The organism is Streptomyces sp. MS191, from assembly GCF_008042125.1.
GTDB lineage: Bacteria > Actinomycetota > Actinomycetes > Streptomycetales > Streptomycetaceae > Streptomyces.
In genome coordinates this window covers 18,046-35,538 of record NZ_RDBI01000063.1, presented here as the reverse complement: position 1 = coordinate 35,538, position 17,493 = coordinate 18,046, and the positions used below count along the sequence as shown (strand labels likewise).

Here is a 17,493-nt window from a genome sequence, read left to right as displayed (position 1 = left end):
GCAGCATGGCAGATCGTTCGCCCGTCACACACCATCCGACACAGGGGTAGGGATGTCACGCAAGCACACGGCGGCCGGGTCCGACGTCCGTGCCGGGGGGAAGTCCGCCGCATGGCGGCCGGCGGACCTCCGCGAGGAGGTCGCCGCGCTCCTCGGCACCGAGCTGAGCCCGTCGGACGACGAGGTGAACCTCTTCGAACTCGGGCTCCAGTCCATCCAGTTGATGCGGCTGATCAACAAGCTCAACCGCGCCGGCATCGGCGTCGACTTCACCGAGATGGCACAGGACCCGCGCCTCGCCGCCTGGTACGGGCTGCTCGGGGCCGACCCGGCGGGGCCGGCCCCCGCCGCGGAGTCCCCGGCCGGCGTGGCCCCCGTCGACCCGGGAGCGCCCTTCGGGCTCACCGCCGTCCAGCAGGCCTRCTGGATCGGCCGCGGCACCGACCGGCCGCTCGGCGGCGTCGGCTGCCACGCCTACCTGGAGATCGACACCCGGGAGGTGGCGGCGGACCGGCTGGAGGACGCCGTACGGGACCTCTTACGCCGGCACCCGATGCTCCGCGCCTCCTTCGCCGACGACGGCACCCAGCGCGTCCTCGGCACCTCCGCCTGGCCCGGCCTGACGGTGCACGACCACAGCGGGCTCCCCGAGGCCGCCGCCGAGGAGGCCCTGCTGCGTCTGCGCGAGCGGCTGTCCCACCGGGTCCTCGACGTCTCCCGCGGCGAGGTCCTCGACGTCCAGCTCAGCCGCCGCCCCGGCGCCGGCCCCCGGCTCCACGTCAACGTCGACCTGCTCGTCGCCGACGTGGCCAGCATCCGGCTCCTCCTCTCCGACCTGGCCGCGCTCTACCGGGATCCCGCCACCGGCGCCGAACTCCACTACACCTTCACGCAGTACACCGCCGACACCGCGGCCCGGCGGGCGGCCGCTCGCGACAAGGCCCGGGAGTACTGGCAGCGCCGGCTGCCCGACCTCCCCGGCGGGCCCGACCTGCCGCTCGCCGCCGACCCCGACGAGATCGGCGTCCCGCGGTTCGTCCGGCGGAACCACACCCTGGACCCGCGGGACTGGGCGCTGCTGCGGCGCCGCGCCGCCGAACACGGCATCACCCCCGCGGTGCTGCTCGCCACCGCCTTCTCCGAGATCCTGGCCCGCTGGAGCGGACAGCAGCGGTTCCTGCTCAACATCCCGCTGTTCGACCGCGACCAGGACGTCCACCCCGACATCGGGCGCATGGTCGCCGACTTCACCAGTCTGCTGCTCCTGGAGGTCGCACCGGCCCCGGGCGACGGCTTCGCCGAGCGGGCGCGGGCCCTCCAGCAGCGCCTCCACGACGACGTCGGCCACGCCGCCTACACCGGCGTCGACGTGCTGCGCGACTTCGTCCGCGCCGACACCGGCGCCCCGCGCACCGCCCCCGTCGTCTTCGCCTGCAACCTCGACGCGCCGCTGGTGCCGGACGACTGCGCCGCCGTCCTCGGCGAACTGTCCTGGATGGTCTCGCAGACCCCGCAGGTGTGGCTCGACCACCAGGTCTACGGCACCCGCGAGGGCGGCCTGCTGCTCGCCTGGGACGCCGTCGAGGCGCTCTTCCCCGAAGGCGTCCTGGACACCATGTTCGGCGCGTACACCGCCCTGCTGCACGGACTCGCCACCGCCGACTGGACGAGCCCGCCGCACATACCCCTGCCCGCGTCCCAGACCCGATGTCGCGACGAGGTGAACTCCGTGACCCGGCAGGAGAGCGGACGGCTCCTGCACCAGGCCTTCTTCGAACGCGCGGCCGGCCGGGCCGACCGCCCCGCCCTGCTGTGGGGGGACGACGGCCGCCTCACCCACGGCGAACTCGCCGACCGCGCCCTGCGCGTCGCCGGGGCCCTGACCGCCCACGGCGTCCGCCCCGGCAGCCCCGTCGTCGTCACCGCCCCCAAGGGCCCGGACCAGATCGCCGCCGTGCTCGGCGTCCTCGCGGCGGGCTGCTCGTACGTCCCCGTCGGCATCGACCAGCCGGCCGAACGCCGCGACCGCATCCACGCCCTCAGCGGCGCGGTCCTGGTCCTGGACGGCGACGACCCCGCACGGCCCGCCGGTTCGCGGCTGCCCGTCCTGCCGCTGCGCCGAGCCCTGCGCGCCGCGCCGCTCGACGCCCCGGTGGAGGTCCCCGCCGACGACACCGCGTACGTCATCTTCACCTCCGGATCCACCGGCACGCCCAAGGGTGTGGAGGTCTCCCACCGGGCTGCCGTGAACACGGTCGAGGACGTCGACGAGCGCTTCGCGGTGGGCTCCGCCGACCGCGTCCTGGCCGTCTCCGCCCTGGACTTCGACCTCTCGGTGTGGGACGTGTTCGGCCCCCTGGCCGAGGGCGGCGCCCTGGTCCTGGTCGACGAGGCCGACCGGCGCGACGCCCACCGCTGGCTCGCCCTGTGCCGGCGCCACGACGTGACCGTGTGGAACTCCGTACCCGCCCTGATGGACATGCTGCTGACCGCCGCCGACCGGGAGCCCCTGCCGGACACCCTGCGCCTGGCCCTGCTGTCGGGCGACTGGATCGGCCTCGACCTGCCCGACCGGCTGGCCGCCGCGACCGACGGCCGCTGCCGCCTGATCGCCCTCGGCGGCGCCACCGAGGCCGCGATCTGGTCCAACGCCCACGAGGTCCGCTCGGTGCCCGCGCAGTGGCGGTCCGTCCCGTACGGCACGCCCCTCTCCAACCAGCGCTTCCGGGTCGTCGACCCGCAGGGCCGGGACTGCCCGGACTGGGTGCCCGGCGAGCTGTGGATCGGCGGCGCCGGCGTGGCCCAGGGCTACCGGGGAGACCCGGAACTCACGCGGGAACGATTCCCCCGGCAGCCCGACGGACGCTGGTACCGCACCGGCGACACCGGCCGCTACTGGCCGGACGGGACCCTGGAGTTCCTCGGCCGGATGGACCAGCAGGTCAAGATCAACGGGTTCCGGGTCGAACTGGGCGAGATCGAGTCCGTGCTCCAGGCCCATCCGGCCGTGTCCCAGGTCCTCGCCGCCGTGGTCGGGGACCGCACCCGGGAGGTCGCGGCCGCCTTCCTGCCCACGTCCGCCGCCTCCGCGCCGGCGACCGGCCGCACCGGCCCCGCTGACGGCGCGTCGGACACGGCGGCCCCGCTGCCCGCCCGCGCACCGGACGCGGGCGAGGACGCGGGCGAGCTGGAGGCGGAACTGACCGAGACACTGCTCGCCGCCCTGCTGGAGCGGGTGCTCGGCCCCGACGGCGGCCCGGCCGAGACCGGCACGCTCCCGGTGGCGCGGGAACGGCGCCCGCTGTTCGACGCCTGGCTCGACTTCCTCGCGGCGCGCGAGGTCCTCACCCGCTCCGGCGGCGGCGTCGCCCCCGGCCCCCGCTGGGCCGCCGCCCGCGACCGGGAACGGGCCGCCGCCCTGCGCGACCGGGTGGCCGGCACCCCCCTCCAGCCGGTCGTGGACGCCTGGGCCGGGGCGATGCCCGTCCTGATGCCCCTGCTCTCCGGCGAGACCGACGCCGAGGCGCTCGCCGACGACCCCGTCCTCTCCCCGGACGGCCTCGCCCACCGGTGGGCGGGCGTCGCCGCCTGCCTGGACGCCGTCGCCGCCGAGGTGGAGGCCGCCCACCCCGAAGGCACCCGGACGCCCGAGATCGCCGACTGGGCGGCCGGCGGCGGCCGGACCGCCGCCGCACTCCTGGAACGGCTCAAGCCCGGCGCGGTCGCCTACACCCTGCTCGACGCCCGGCCCACCCGGCTGGCCGCCGCGGAGAACCGGCTCGCCGGGTCGGGCCACCACGTCCGGACCGCCCGTCAGGACGCCTTCGCCGTCCCCGAGGAACGGCTCGCCGCCTACGACGTCCTGGTGGCCAACGACATGCTCGGCCGGGAGCCCGACCCGCACGCCGCGGCGCGCACCCTCGCCCTGCTCACCCGCCCGGGCGGCCGCCTGTTCCTCGTCGCACGGACGACGGGCTCCGCCCTGGCCCTGCCCACCGCCGCCGCGCCCGCCTCCTCCCCGGCGGACGCGGCGGGCTGGGCACGGGCGCTGGAGGCGGCCGGGTTCGCCGCCGTCGAGCGGGCGCGTCACGAGCCGGACGGCGTCGTCCTGCTCACCGCCCGCCGCCCCGACGGCGTCCCCGGCCCGGACCCCGCGGCGCTCCGCGGCTGGCTCGCCGACCGGCTGCCCGCCCACATGATCCCCGGCTCCCTCGTCGGACTCGCGACCCTGCCGCTCAACGCCAACGGCAAGGTGGACCGGCGCCGGGTCGAACGGGTCCTCGCGGAAGGCGCGGCCCGGGGCGGCGGCGAGGACGACCCGCCCCGCGGCCCGGTGGAGGAGGTCGTCGCGGAACTCTGGGCACGGGTCCTCGGCGTACCCGTGACGGCACGCGGCGCCACGTTCTTCGCCCTCGGCGGCGACAGCCTCACGGCGACCCGGCTGGTGACCGCGCTGCGCGGCCGGCTCGGCGTCGAGCTGCCGATGCGCGACGTCCTGCGGGCCCCGACGGTCGCCGGCATGAGCGCGCTCGTCACGGAGTCGCGGGCGCCCGACGGACCCGGCCGGGWCCCGGCCGGGGGCCTCGGTGACTTCGAGGAGGGCGAGCTGTGACGCCGACCGGCCACCCCGCCCCCGCCGCACCGCGGGTCTTCTCCCGCCGCACCCACGCGCGGGCCGGGCTGATCTGCTTCCCGCACGCCGGCGGAGCCGCCGGCGCCTACCGCGCCTGGGCCCTGGAATCCCCCTGGGACGTCGAGGTGTCGGCCGTCCAGTACCCGGGCCGCGGCGACCGCTTCGGCGAGCCGGTGGCGGCGGACATGGCGGGCCTGGTCGACGACGTCGTCGCGGGGCTGCTGCGGGAGCACACCGCCGACACGCTCGCGACCACCGTCCTGTTCGGGCACAGCATGGGCGCCGCCGTGGCCTACGAGACCGCGCGCCGACTGGCCGTGACCGGCCGCCCGCCCGCCGGTCTCGTCGTCTCGGGCCAGCCGGCCCCCCGGCGGACCCGCGGCGGCACCCTGCACCTCGCCGACGACGCCGGACTCCTCGCGGACCTGCGGCGGCTCGGCGGCACCGGGCAGGACGTCCTGGACGACGGCCCGCTCCTGGCGGCGCTGCTGCCCGCCGTCCGCGGCGACTACCGGCTGATCGAGACCTACCGGCCGTTGCCCGGCTGTCGGCTCACCCTCCCGGTGACCGTGCTGTACGCCGGAGACGACCCCGAGGTCACCGCGGAGGAGGCCCTCGCCTGGAGCGAGGTCACCGACGGCGCGTGCGAGGTGGCCGCCTTCAGCGGCGGGCACTTCTACCTGGAGACCCGGCGCGAGGAGGTGCTCGCCCGGGTGCTCAAGGCGGTCCGGGCGGCCCTGCCCGTCACCGTGTCGGCCTGGCCGGCCACCCCGTGAGGGCCCGCCGTACGGCCCCGACCACCGTCCCGTACCGGAAGACAAGGGGGAACCTCCATGCAGGAAGGCTGTGTTCCGTGGCCTGAACCGACGGCCCGCGCCTACCGCGAGCAGGGGTACTGGAACGCGGACGTCCTGGGCACCTGGCCTCGGACACCCGGACAGGACTCCGCGGCCGCCCTCGTCACGTCCGCCGGCACCCTGACCCACGCCGAACTCGACCGGGCGGCCGACCGGATGGCCGCCGGACTGCTGCGGGCCGGTCTCGCGGCCGGTGACCGGATCGTGGTCCACCTGCCCAACGAGGCCGAGCTGATCGTGCTCAGCCTGGCCTGCTTCCGGACCGGTGTGCTGCCCGTCTACGCCCTGCCCGCCCACCGCTCCGCGGAGATCACCCACCTGGTGGCCACCGCGGAGGCCGTCGCCTACGTGTGCCCGGACCAGGTGCTCGGCTGCGACTTCCGGCTGGTCGCCCGGGAGGTGCTCGACCGGACGGACAGCCTCCGGCACGTGCTGGTGGCCGGCGAGCCCGGTCCGTACACCGCCCTGTCCTCCCTCGACGCCGACCCGGTCGGACTCCCCGCGCCGGACCCGGAGGACGTGGCCCTCTTCCTGCTCTCCGGCGGCACCTCGGGACCGCCCAAGCTGATCCCGCGCACCCACGCCGACTACGCCTACCAGCTCCGGGAGAGCGCTCGGCTCTGCGCGGTGGGGGAGGACGACGTGTACCTCGCCGCCCTGCCGGCCCAGCACAACTTCGCCCTGGCCTGCCCCGGCGTCCTCGGCACGCTGCGCGCCGGCGGCACCGCCGTGCTCGCCCCGGCGCCCACGGCCGACGTCTGCTTCCCGCTCATCGAGCGGGCCGGCGTGACGGTCACCTCGCTGGTGCCGCCGCTCGTGCCGCTCTGGCTCGACGCGGCGGAGTGGACGGAGCACGACCTCTCCTCGCTCCGGGTGCTCCAGGTGGGCGGGGCACGGCTCGACCCGGAGACGGCCCGGCAAGTCACCAAGTCCCTCGGCGGCACGCTCCAGCAGGTGTACGGGATGGCCGAGGGCCTGCTCAACTACACCCGGCTGGACGACCCCGAGGACGTGATCGTGCACACGCAGGGCAGACCGCTGTCGCCCGGCGACGAGGTCCGGGTGGTCCGGGAGGACGGATCCGACGCGGAACCGGGCGAGACCGGCGAGCTGCTCACCCGCGGGCCGTACACCCTGCGCGGCTACTACCGGGCGCCGGAGCGCAACGCGACCCGGTTCACCGAGGATGGCCACTACCGCAGCGGCGACCTGGTCCGGCGCACCGCGCAGGGCGACTTCCAGGTGGTCGGGCGCATCAACGACGTGGTCAACCGCGGCGGGGAGAAGGTCCCGACGCAGGAGGTGGAGGAGCATCTGCTCGCCGCCGTCCCGGTCGTCGCGGCCGCGGTGATCGGGCTGCCCGACCCGCACATGGGGGAGCGGACCTGCGCCTGCGTCGTCCCCCGCGACCCGGCCCGCCCGCCGACCCTGCGCGACGTGCAGGCGGCACTGCGCGGACGGGGGGTCGCGGCGTACAAGGTGCCCGACCGGCTGGTGGTGCTGGAGCGGCTTCCGCTCACCGGTGTCGGCAAGGTCGACAAGCGGGCCCTGCGGGCGCAGTTGGACGCCTGACCGCCCGGGACCGGAACCCGGGACCACGGGAAGGGCCCGGACCGCCGCACCGTTCCCACGGCGCGGCGGTCCGGGCCCTCGGTCATCCCGGCCGGCGCTCGGTGCCGGTCCGGGACAGCAGGCCGTCGACGATGGCGACGAGCCCCTGACGGTGGGTGTCCCGCGTGGTGATCTCGTCCCACCGGGCCGCCAGCGAGGCGAGCCGGGGGAACTCCTCCGGCGCCAGCGAGGCGAAGGCCTTGTCGCGGTGCGGCGGCCGCTCCAGACCGGCGTGGTGCCGCTCGCGGTTGACGCGGATGGTGAGTTCGCCGGCGGTGTAGTACCAGATGACCCGGTACGCGTAGACGGCCTCCTCCGGGCTGAGCCCGCACTCGATCGCCGCGTCGATCATGTTCTCGACGATCCACAGGGCGGAGACGGCCATCAGGTCGTCGGACGCGAGGACCTCCACGATCCACGGGCACTCGGCGAGGATGTCGTGCAGCACCTGGCTCGCCGTGATCAGCCGCTCCCGCGGATCGGTGGGCAGCTCGGGCCGCTGGAAGCCCTGGGCGTGCCGCTCGAGCAACAGGAGCAGCAGTTCGTCCTTGTCGCGCACGTGGTGGTACAGGGCCATCGCGGTGCTCGACAGCTCCTGCGCCAGCCGACGCATCGACAGGTGCTCGGGGCCTTCCTCGTCCAGGATGCGCTGGGCCGCCGTGAGGATGGCCTCCTGGGACAGCCGGGGAGGGCGACCGATCCTGCCGGTGCTTCGGGTACGAGGCGTCATCCGTGTGTCTTCCTGTCGATCCGGTCGGGTGAGGTCGGTTCCCGCGCCCGGCGGGCGGCCGAGCGCTGCGGGGTGCGGTGGTCCGCGTGCGGTCGCCCTGCGCTCCCTGCCGCGCGGCGACGTCCTCACCCGGGACGTCGGGCGGCCACCGGCGTGGACGTCGTCCTGCCCGTCCCGCCGGTCGGGATCTCCGTCCTCCGCACGGTCGCCCGCGGGAGGTGGCGGACGATCCAGTCCGCGGTGCCCTCGGGCGGCAGCGTATCCGCCGCCACATGGACACCGGACGTCAACCGGTTCTCGGTGGCCTCGTGCGCGGTGGCCGCGGCGATGACCCCGGCGAGGCCGGACACGTCCGTGCAGTGCATCAGTGCGCTCCGCCGCACGGTGAGACCGTCGGGCGTGAGCCCGTCCAGCGTGCCATATGTCATCGCATACGAGGAGATGCTCTCCGCGTCCAGCCGGCTCGCCCGGGACAGCTCCCGGGCGACGCCCAGGAGAGTCCGGGCGTCGAGTGCCCCCCGCGGCCGTCCGGCGAGCCGGTCCAGGACGGCGGGTGTCGCGGGCCCCGGGAAGGCCTCGCGCCACCGTGCCTCCTCCAGGCACAGCCGGTACATCTGGCGGCGCAGCTCCTCGGGAAGGATCCGGTGGATCGCGGCGGGGCGGGCCGGCAGGGGCCACGGAGGCGGCGACTCCCGTGCGGCCAGGGGTGTTTCACCGCCGGGCGGTGCCGGGAGCGCCGGACCGGTGGGAGCCGCCGCGGTGAGGGCTCCGTCGAAGGGGCCGTCGGGCGAGCCGCCACCGGTCCGGGCGCCGGTCCACGCGCCGGCCGGGACGTCGAGCGCGCGGCGCCTGGCGAGCAGCCCGGAGACCGCCGTGTGCGGGGTGACCGGGCCGAGTCCGCCGTACCAGCCGTCGAAGCACGTCGCCGAGGCGAGCCCCTCGGCGAGCAGGCGGGGGAGCCAGCCGGCCAGCGTGCCCGCCAGACCGGTGAACAGGACGGCCGTGGCGGGGCCGTAGGGGGTGCGGGGCCCGCCGTCGTCCGTCATGCCGACGTAGTGCGCGCCCGCCGCCAGGACGGACCGCCGGACGGCGCCGCGCAGCACGAAGGCGGTGCCCGAGCAGTCGAGCACGGTGGCGCATCCCCGGGTGAAGTGCCGCAGGCTCTGGCTGTCGACGGCGTCCACCACGGCGGCCTCGGAGCCGGCGCCGAGCGTGCGGGCCAGGGACCAGGCCGCGTCGGCGGAACGCCCGCCCACCCGCAGGCGGTAGCCGCACTCGGCGGTCAGCACCCGGGCGGCGACACCGCCGACGCGGCCGTAGCCGCCGATGATCCCGATCAGGGGCGCTCCGGCCGGGGTCACGCGAGGCCCCCCGGGCGCCCGGGCCGGGGTCCGAGGAGCCCCTCGACGATGTCCTCCAGGCCCTCGCGATGGGTGTCACGGGTCGTCAGCGGTCCCCAGCGGTCGGCGAGCGAGGTCACGCGGGGGAACTCGTCGGCCGGCAGCGTGGCGAACACCTGCTCGCGCTGGGTGGGCCGGGTCAGTTCCGCGTGGTGCTGGATCCGGGTCGTCCGGATCAGCAGGACCCCGACCGTGTAGTGCCAGATGGCCTGATGGGCCTGGGCCGCCTGTTCGAGGGTGAGCCCGCATTCGACGGCCGCGTCGAGCAGCGCCTCCATGACCCACAGGGCCGAGACGGCGAGCAGGTCGGGCGAGGCCAGGATCTCGGTCAGGAAGGGGTACTGGGCGAGGACGTCGTGGAGCAGCTGGGCGGCGGCCACCAGTCGCTCGCGGGGGTCGTCCGGCAGGACGGGGCGGGGCCGGTCGCGGGACATGGAGGCGAGGAGCAGGAGCAGCAACTCGTGCTTGTCGCGCACGTGGTGGTAGAGCGCCATCGGCGTGATGGAGAGCTCCTTCGCGAGCCGTCGCATCGACAGCCGCCGGGGGCCCTCCTCGTCGAGGATGCGCAGCGCAGCCGTGACGATCGACTCCTGCGACAGCGGCGCCGGTCGCCGTGCCGTACCTCTGCGGCCGTTTCGGGGCTTCATCGTGCTTCTCCCGTCGGAGATCGTGGAACGGTCCGGTCCGTTGCTCTGTCCGTCGGCCGGATCACCCTGCTGGGCTGGGGACTTGAGGCCGGGGGTGACAACGACAGGTGCCCGGGGCTACAGTTATTGTACGCGTACGTCTTACGAGTATAAAAAACGTCGGGAGGATCCGTGCGAGAGGCAGCCCCGCACCGTCGGCAGGCGCCCTTCGCCACCCTGCCCGGTGTCGTCGGGCTGCTCCTCGGGGCGGTGGTCGCGGGCCTGTTCGTCCTCGGAGCGGCGCGAGCCTGGCGGCTGTCCGGGGTCTGGCCGGCCGTCCCCGCGGTGTGGGTGGCGGCGCTGCTCCCCGTGGCGGGCCGGCGGTGCGGGTGGGCCCTCGCCGGCCCGGGGGCGGGCCCGGTCCCTCCTGACCCGCGCCGGCGCGACGACGGGTCCGGCGCGGGGCCCCGGGCCGCCGCGGGCCGGGCCTCTCGGCGGACGGGCTGCGCGACGGTCGCGGCGCCCCCCGGGCGGGTGGGCTCCAGGGCGCCGTGACGCGACGAGGACTGGTTCTCTCCCGCGCCGGTTCGCGGCACGGGCAACGAGGGCCACGGCGGCTCGGTATCTCCCCCGTGCAAAAGGCGCCGGGCCGCCTCCCGCGCGAACACCCCGAACGGGAAAATCAATTTCCCGTTCGGGGTGCGTGGAGATCTATAACGCGACCTGACAAAAAGCGGTCAAGTAACGAGCGGGAAACGGATACTTGTTGATTCGGTCTGGTGCGGTTGGGTAGAGTCGACCTCGGTTACACCGCTTCGGGAAATAGCCTGGAGCGGCGAGGGGGGATTCGGCCCACCGGGGTAATGATGTCTTTTCAGTGCGCATGTCGAACTGTGCCGACCGGAGCGAGATTCCGTACGTCCGCCGCCGTGCCGGAGCGTATCCGTGACGTCGGCGTCGCCCCGGTCGGCACCGGGTGCGTCCGGGTTCTCCCGCCGGCGCCACCGGGCACCGGCGGGTGGCTCGCCGTGTGACGGCAACGTCCGAGGTGAGGCCGTCGTCCCTGCGGTGACGGAGGGTCGCGGGCACGGCCCGGGACGGCTCGCTCGTGGGCGCGTCGCGCTGTCCGCGCCCCGTCCGTCCGGCGGTGTGCCGCGCGCCCCTCCCGTGTCCCGGGCCGGCGCCGTCTCCTTCGCGCCTGTTCGCCGCGCGCGCAACGTTGTCATTCTTCTGATTCTCCGTCGAGAATTTTCGGTCGAGTGGTTTTCGGCGTTCCTTTCCTGTGGGCGGGGGACGTCGCGGATTCACTTCACGCATGACCATTGTTTCCCCAGCCCGGGTTCTGTGGTGCTCGCGTCCGCTCGCCGCGCGGACCGATGCCTCCCGGGTCGAGTCGCCTCGCGCATCGTGGTCAATGTCGGTCGTAATGCTGCAGGAGGAAAAGACATGGAGTTCTACCAGTCCACCGTGGTGCACACGGCGACCGAACCGCTCGCCGTCGCCTCGGGCCTCGCCGCCTCGGGTCTCTTCGACACCTACGTGGTCTACGAGAGCCCCGACGCCTGGTCGGTCGCCGGCGGGGTCGCCGCCGAAGTCGTGCTGAAGCCCCGTTCGGTGCGATGTACGAAGTACGGAGTCACCACCGAACGGCCCTGGGAGGGAGACCCGCTGGCCCAGGTCCGGGCCTTCCTCGACGACCTCGACCTGGCCGACTGGCGGGCGTACGGCTGGAGCGCCTTCGAACTCGCCTACGCCGTCGCCGGCCGCCCCGTCGACAACGACGTGCTGCTCCACCTCGTGGTCCCCCGCACTGAGGTGCGGCTCACCGGGAAGGCGGCGCACGTGCGCGGCCTGGACGCCGAGGAGATCGCCGCCGTAAAGAAGTTCGTGGTCGAACTGGAGTCTGAACCTGACATAGTCGTTCGGCCCGTTTCGGTCGATCTGGAGGTGGGCGCCGAGGACTACCGGGCGGCCGTCGGCGACGTGGTGGACCGGATCCGTGCCGGGGAACTCCAGAAGGCCGTCGTCTCCCGGGCCGTCCCGGCCCCGGCCGACGTCGACTTCCCCGCCAGCTACGTCGTCGGACGACGCGCCAACACCCCTGCTCGCTCCTACCTGTTGAACATGGGCGGCCTCCAGGCGCTCGGCTTCAGCCCGGAGACCGTGGTCGAGGTCGGCATCGACGGCCGGGTCTCCAGCCAGCCCCTGGCCGGCACCCGGGCGCTGACCGGCGACCCGGAGGAGGACCGCAGGCTTCGGGAACGGCTCCTCGCCGACCCCAAGGAACTCCACGAGCACGCCATCTCCGTGAAGGTCGCCGTCGACGAGCTCGCCGGACCGTGCAAGCCGGAGACGGTCGTCGTGGAGGAGTACATGGTCGTCAAGGAGCGGGGCTCGGTCCAGCACCTGGCCTCCCGGGTGGTCGGCCGGATGCCCGAGGGCGCCAGCCCCTGGGACGCGTTCGCCGCCGTCTTCCCGGCCGTCACCGCCTCCGGAGTGCCCAAGCACGCCGCGTACGAGAGCATCTGCGCCCACGAGCCGACGGAACGCGGTCTCTACGCGGGCACCGTGATGACCGTGGCACGCGACGGCTCCATGGACGCGGCCCTCGCCCTGCGCAGCGTGTTCCGCCGCGGCGGGGCGACCTGGCTGAGGGCGGGCGCCGGCATCGTCGAGCACTCCGTGCCCGAACGCGAACTGGAGGAGACGCGGGAGAAGCTGCGGTGTGTCGCGGACCGGCTGGTGGCCCGCGCGACCGGCACCGGGGGCGACGACGCCACGTGCGCCGCCTGAGACGCGTCCGTGAGTTCCCACCACTGGCAGGACAGCGGTCCCGTGACCGCGACAACGATCTCAGGAGGCGGCAAGGCCATGCCGACAACGGGGGAGCCCTTGTGTGTACAGCTGCTGGGCCCGGTGCGGGCCTGGCGGCACGGACGGGAAGTCGTCCTCGGACCACCCAAACAACGCGCGGTCTTCGCGCTGCTCGCCGGCCGGGCGAACGACGTCGTGAGCGTCGAGCAGATCATCGACGCCGTCTGGGGCGGCAACATCCCCCAGACCGCGGCCAACGGCGTCCACACCTACGTGGCCGGACTGCGCCGGGTGCTGGAACCGGAACGCAGCAGAAGGGAGAGCGGAGACCTGCTCGTCTCCACGGCCGGCGGGTACGCGCTGCAGACCGAGCCGTCCACCGTCGACGCGACGCTCTTCGCGCTCCGGCACGCGCAGGCCCGCCGCGCCCGGGCCGAGGGGCGACTGCCCGAGGCCCTCGAACTCGCCGAGTCCGCGCTGTCGCTCTGGCACGGCGAGGCGCACTCCGGCGTCCCCGGGCCCTTCGCCGCCATGGAGCGCACCCGGCTCCAGGACATGCGGCTGACGGCGGTCGAGGAATGGGCCGCGGACATGCTGGACGCCGACCGGCCGGTCGAGGCCGTCACCGTGCTGCTCGGCGCCGTGGCCGAGGAGCCGCTGCGCGAGAAGCTGCGCTGGCTGCTGATGAACGCGCTCTACCGGTGCGGCCGCCAGGCACACGCCCTGGAGGTCTACGCCGAGACCCGGCGGCTGCTCCGCCACGAGCTCGGCATCGACCCGGGCGCCGAACTGCGCGTCCTGCACCAGCAGATCCTCGCCGGCCGGCCGGTCACCCCGCCGGCCACCGGATCCGGGAGCGCCACCCCCGCCTCCTGGCCCCCCGGCGGCGAGACACCGGCCGCCGGCATCGTCCTTCCCGAGACCCCACGGCCGGCCCAGCTGCCGCCCGTGGCACGGGGCTTCGTCGGACGCTCGCGGGAACTGACCCATCTGGAGCGGCTGCTGACCGAGAACCACGGCCGGCGCGGCGCCTCCACACCCGTCGCCGTCATCGACGGGCCGGCCGGCGTGGGCAAGAGCGCCTTCGCCCTGGAGCTGGCGCACCGCCTCTCGGAGCACTTCCCGGACGGTCAGATCTACGTCGACCTGCACGGGACGAGCATGCAGGGCCGCTCCCTGAGCGCCTCCGACGCCCTCCTGCAGGTGCTGCGCAGCCTCGGGGTGGAGAGCTCGCGCATCCCCGCCGACCTCGCGAGCCGCGCCACGCTCTACCGCAGCCTGCTGCACGGCAAGCGGATGCTCGTCATGCTCGACGACGTGCTCAGCGCCGACCAGTTGCGTCCGCTCATCCCGCGCGGCTCGTCCTGCGTGCTCAGCACCAGCCGGCAGCGGATCGGCGGCCTCGCGGTCCGCGACGGCGCCCACCTCCTGCGGCTCGGTCCGCTCGCTACCCAGGACGCCCTGCGGCTGCTCGGATGCCTGAGCGGGGACCGGCTGCGCCACCACGAGTCGGTCGCCCGGCGGCTGGTGGGCCTGTCCGGCGGCCTCCCGCTGGCGCTGCGCATCATGGCCGAGACCGTGGCCGCCAACCGGGACGTGCCGCTCGCCTCCCTCGTGGAGCACTTCGCCGTGGAGCACGGAAGACTCGACCGGATGACCACGCCGGGGGACAACTCGATGAGTCTGCACGCGCTCTTCGAGACGTCCTACCAGGCGCTGTCCGCCGAGGCGGCCCGGATGTTCCGGCTCCTCGGTCTGTTCAGCGACGGCCTGATCACCGTGTCCACCGCCGCCGACCTGACCGGCATGCCGGAACCCGAGGCGGCCCGGACGCTGCGGCTGCTGGCGGCCCGCCACCTGCTGGTGGAGGCGGACCGGGGCGAGTACCGCTTCCACGAGCTGATGCGGCTCTACGCGGCCGAGTGCGCCGAGCGCGAGCCGCTGACCCACCGCAGTGCCGCCGTCGCCCGGCTGCTCCAGGGAGCCGGAGCCGCCTCGGTCGCCTGAACCGGGGCCCCGTGCCCGCCCCGTACCCCGTGCCGCGGCGACGCGCACGGGGTACCCGCGCGCCCGCGGCCCGGCCGTCCGGGGCCCGGGGGAGACGGGCAGAGACCCTTCAGACCATCTGTAGGCGCTCCCGGAAGACTGGTCGCGACCACCCCGCCGGCCCGGTACGAGGCCGGTTCCACGCGTCCGAGACCAGGGAGCGAGCACAACAGGTATGAACAGCCATCAGGTGGCCCTCCTCCTCTTCGATCTCGCCCTGATCCTGGTGCTCGCCCAGGGACTGGGGTACCTCGCGACCAGGATCGGCCAGCCCCCCGTCGTGGGCGAGATCCTGGCCGGCGTCCTCCTCGGGCCGACCCTCCTCGACGGGGCCGTGTCCGACACCCTCTTCCCCACCGACGTCAGGCCGCTGCTCAGCGCCATGGCCGACGTCGGTGTCACCCTCTTCATGTTCGGCGTGGGGCTCGAGATCGAACGCCAGGCCCTGCGCGGCCGGGGCAGGATGGCCGCGGCCGTCAGCGTCGGTTCGACCGCGGTGCCCTTCGTCCTGGGCACCGGGCTCGGTTTCTTCCTGCTCCGCGACCACCCGACCGAGCAGAAGGCCGCGTTCATCGTCTTCATCGGTCTCGCCGTGTCCGTGACCGCCTTCCCCGTCCTGGCCCGGATCCTCTCGGACCGGGGACTGGCCAAGTCCACGCTCGGCGGCATCGCCCTGGCCACGGCGGCCCTGGTGGACATCGTGGCCTGGACCGCCCTCGCCGGCGTGCAGGCCGCCGTCGGCAGCGGGCACGGGGGGATGTGGCGCGTCGCCCTCATGATCCCGTTCGTGCTGCTGCTGGTCCTGCTCGTCCGCCCCTGGCTGCGCCGGTTGATGACACGGGGCGACGGGCGCGGTCCGGCGACGCCGTGGCTGCTGGCGCAGGTGCTCATCGGCGCCCTGCTGTGCGGCGCCGCCACCGAGTTCATGGGCATGCACTACATCTTCGGCGCCTTCCTCTTCGGCCTGATCGTGCCCGCCGAGTGCGGGGACCGGCTGCGCGGCGACCTGATGCAGCACACCCGGAACGTGACCTCGGTGCTGCTGCCGGTCTACTTCGTGGTCGCCGGACTCAAGGTCGACCTCCGCCAGTTCGGCTGGGCCGAGACCACCGAACTGGCCGCCGTCCTGCTCGTCGCCGTGGCGGGCAAGTTCGGCGGTACGTACCTCGCCGCCCGCACCGCCGGGCTGCCCGGCCGGCCGGCCACGGCCCTGGCCGCCCTGATGAACACCCGGGGACTGACCGAGCTGGTCATCCTCGGCGTCGGGCTCCAGGCCGGGTTGCTCGACGGAGACCTGTACTCCCTCCTCGTCGTCATGGCCCTGGTGACCACCGCGATGACGGGCCCCCTGCTGACCCGGACGTACGCCAAGCCCGTGGTCGTGCCGGAGACGGAGGAGCGGCGCGAGACCCGGCGGTCCGTCACACCGTCCGCGTAGCGCCGGACCGCCCGGACAGGACCCAGCAGGAGCAGAAGGAGCCGCAGCGATGCTCTCGGCCGAACTCCGCGACACCGCACGACCCCGTCCCGCGGCCCGGCCGCCCGAGTCCGCCCGGACGCTCGACGGCCTCTTCACCCGGGCGGCCCGCCGGCAGCCGCGGGCCGTCGTGGTCCGGGAGGGCCTCCACCAGCTCTCGTACGGCAAGGCCGACGTGCTGTCCTCGCAGCTCGCCACCGCACTGCTGCGGACCGGGGTCCAGCTCGGCGACCCCGTCGTCGTGCAGTGCGCCGACCACCGGCAGGCGCTCGTGGCCCACCTGGCCGTGCTGAAGGCCGGCGGCGTGTGCGTGCCCGTACCCCCGGACCTGCCGGCCGGCCAGACCGCCGCCGTCGCCGCGGTCAGCGGCGCCGGGGCGGTGCTGTGCAGCCTGACGACCCACGACCGATGGGGCCACGGCGGGCGGTTCCGGCGTCTCGCCCTGGACGACCCCGAGCTGTGGAAGCGGATCGGCGCCCGGCCGCTCGACCGCGCCCTGCCCCGCTCGGCGCCCACCGAAGCCGCCTACCTGCTGACGGCCGCCGAGGGCGGGCTCTGGCGTTCGGGCCACCTCGTCGACCACCGCGCCTGGCACCTGGCGATGGCCGCCAGGTCGGCGAAGGCCGGGCCGGCCGGGCACACCGTCACCGTCGCCGACCAGCCCACCGGACCGGCCACCCTGTCCGCGATGTGGTGGGCCTTCGGCTCCGGCAGCACGCTCCACGTCCCACCGGACGGCTTCGTCCCGGCCGCCCTCGGCGGGGTCGTGGCGGTCTGCGGGACGGCGGAGTACCCGGCGCTGCTCGACGCCCTGGCCGCCGCGCCGCCCTTCTCCCCGCCGCGGTCGGTGCTGCTCGTCGGCGCCCCGTGCCCGCCGGCGCTCGCCGCGCGGCACACCGAGGTCCTGCCGGACACCGCCCTGCGGGCGGAGTTCGCGCCGGGCGGCAGCGTGCTGCCCTGGGCCGTGGGTGTGTTCGCCGCGGGGCGGGACGCGAACGGCACCGGGGCACCCGTCGTCGGCCCGGCCCCCGGCGTGCGGCTCAGCGTGCGGGACGTCCTCGGGGACGCGCTGCGCGCCGGCGAGGTCGGCGAGGTGTGCGCGAGCGGGCGGACCCTGCCCTTCGACGTCATCGGCGACCGCGCCGCCGGCCGGCCGGGGGCACCGCTCGGCTCCGGGTTCGGCGGCCGGTGGCTCCCGGACGGCGCGCTGGAGATCACCGGGGGGCCGGCCCCGGTCGTCCCCGGCCCGCGGCCGTACGCGACGACGGCCCGGACGCCCTGAGGACGCCGGGCCACCGG

At 75.0% G+C, this 17,493-nt stretch carries 11 protein-coding genes; 8 read left to right on the top strand and 3 right to left on the bottom strand.

The features are described 5' to 3' along the window. Positions 1-52 precede the first annotated feature (52 nt). Genes EAO71_RS26475 through EAO71_RS26465 form a run of 3 tightly spaced genes read left to right on the top strand, consistent with a single transcriptional unit; the run spans position 53 to position 7,062 of the window. On the top strand, positions 53-4,612 hold the full coding sequence (locus EAO71_RS26475) for a non-ribosomal peptide synthetase (RefSeq protein WP_147980338.1): 4,560 nt from the start codon (positions 53-55) through the stop codon (positions 4,610-4,612). After that, positions 4,609-5,409, top strand: coding sequence for a thioesterase II family protein (locus EAO71_RS26470; RefSeq protein ID WP_147980337.1), 801 nt, complete (start codon positions 4,609-4,611; stop codon positions 5,407-5,409). Before EAO71_RS26475 ends, EAO71_RS26470 begins: the two co-directional genes overlap by 4 nt. A 57-nt stretch (positions 5,410-5,466) precedes the next feature. Beyond that, positions 5,467-7,062, top strand: a complete 1,596-nt coding sequence (locus EAO71_RS26465; RefSeq protein ID WP_147980336.1) for a (2,3-dihydroxybenzoyl)adenylate synthase — start codon at positions 5,467-5,469, stop codon at positions 7,060-7,062. An 82-nt stretch (positions 7,063-7,144) separates the two neighbouring features. On the opposite strand, the gene EAO71_RS26460 is transcribed toward EAO71_RS26465, so the two are convergent. The 3 genes from EAO71_RS26460 to EAO71_RS26450 form a co-directional block, all read right to left on the bottom strand. After that, the gene (locus EAO71_RS26460; RefSeq protein ID WP_147980335.1) at positions 7,145-7,831 is read right to left on the bottom strand and encodes a TetR/AcrR family transcriptional regulator; all 687 of its coding nucleotides are present in this window, start codon (positions 7,829-7,831) and stop codon (positions 7,145-7,147) included. 125 nt (positions 7,832-7,956) lie between these two features. Next, complete coding sequence (locus EAO71_RS26455) at positions 7,957-9,192, bottom strand: saccharopine dehydrogenase NADP-binding domain-containing protein (RefSeq protein WP_147980334.1); 1,236 nt, start codon at positions 9,190-9,192, stop codon at positions 7,957-7,959. Beyond that, the gene (locus EAO71_RS26450) at positions 9,189-9,878 is read right to left on the bottom strand and encodes a TetR/AcrR family transcriptional regulator (protein ID WP_147980333.1); all 690 of its coding nucleotides are present in this window, start codon (positions 9,876-9,878) and stop codon (positions 9,189-9,191) included. Before EAO71_RS26450 ends, EAO71_RS26455 begins: the two co-directional genes overlap by 4 nt. Positions 9,879-10,049: 171 nt before the next feature. Here EAO71_RS26450 and EAO71_RS26445 point away from each other — a divergent pair, with 171 nt between their 5' ends. From EAO71_RS26445 to EAO71_RS26425, 5 genes are all read left to right on the top strand, one after another. Next, on the top strand, positions 10,050-10,412 hold the full coding sequence (locus tag EAO71_RS26445) for a hypothetical protein (protein WP_147980332.1): 363 nt from the start codon (positions 10,050-10,052) through the stop codon (positions 10,410-10,412). A gap of 891 nt (positions 10,413-11,303) precedes the next feature. Continuing rightward, entirely contained in the window at positions 11,304-12,650 is a 1,347-nt protein-coding gene (locus EAO71_RS26440) for a salicylate synthase (RefSeq protein WP_147980331.1), read from the top strand. Between the two features lie 78 nt (positions 12,651-12,728). Continuing rightward, on the top strand, positions 12,729-14,678 hold the full coding sequence (locus tag EAO71_RS26435; RefSeq protein ID WP_147980330.1) for an AfsR/SARP family transcriptional regulator: 1,950 nt from the start codon (positions 12,729-12,731) through the stop codon (positions 14,676-14,678). A gap of 214 nt (positions 14,679-14,892) precedes the next feature. Next, on the top strand, positions 14,893-16,155 hold the full coding sequence (locus tag EAO71_RS26430) for a cation:proton antiporter (RefSeq protein ID WP_147980329.1): 1,263 nt from the start codon (positions 14,893-14,895) through the stop codon (positions 16,153-16,155). Between the two features lie 49 nt (positions 16,156-16,204). After that, positions 16,205-17,476: an AMP-binding protein gene (locus EAO71_RS26425; RefSeq protein WP_147980328.1), complete on the top strand. Its 1,272-nt coding sequence runs from the start codon at positions 16,205-16,207 to the stop codon at positions 17,474-17,476. Positions 17,477-17,493: the final 17 nt, after the last annotated feature.

What these genes read in the sequence shown, in the direction of transcription:
- EAO71_RS26465 (WP_147980336.1), top strand. Translation starts at nt 5,467, where the DNA reads ATGCAGGAAGGCTGTGTTCCGTGGCCTGAACCGACGGCCCGCGCCTAC.
- EAO71_RS26460 (WP_147980335.1), bottom strand. Translation starts at nt 7,831, where the DNA reads ATGACGCCTCGTACCCGAAGCACCGGCAGGATCGGTCGCCCTCCCCGG.
- EAO71_RS26450 (WP_147980333.1), bottom strand. Translation starts at nt 9,878, where the DNA reads ATGAAGCCCCGAAACGGCCGCAGAGGTACGGCACGGCGACCGGCGCCG.
- EAO71_RS26440 (WP_147980331.1), top strand. Translation starts at nt 11,304, where the DNA reads ATGGAGTTCTACCAGTCCACCGTGGTGCACACGGCGACCGAACCGCTC.
- EAO71_RS26435 (WP_147980330.1), top strand. Translation starts at nt 12,729, where the DNA reads ATGCCGACAACGGGGGAGCCCTTGTGTGTACAGCTGCTGGGCCCGGTG.
- EAO71_RS26430 (WP_147980329.1), top strand. Translation starts at nt 14,893, where the DNA reads ATGAACAGCCATCAGGTGGCCCTCCTCCTCTTCGATCTCGCCCTGATC.
- EAO71_RS26425 (WP_147980328.1), top strand. Translation starts at nt 16,205, where the DNA reads ATGCTCTCGGCCGAACTCCGCGACACCGCACGACCCCGTCCCGCGGCC.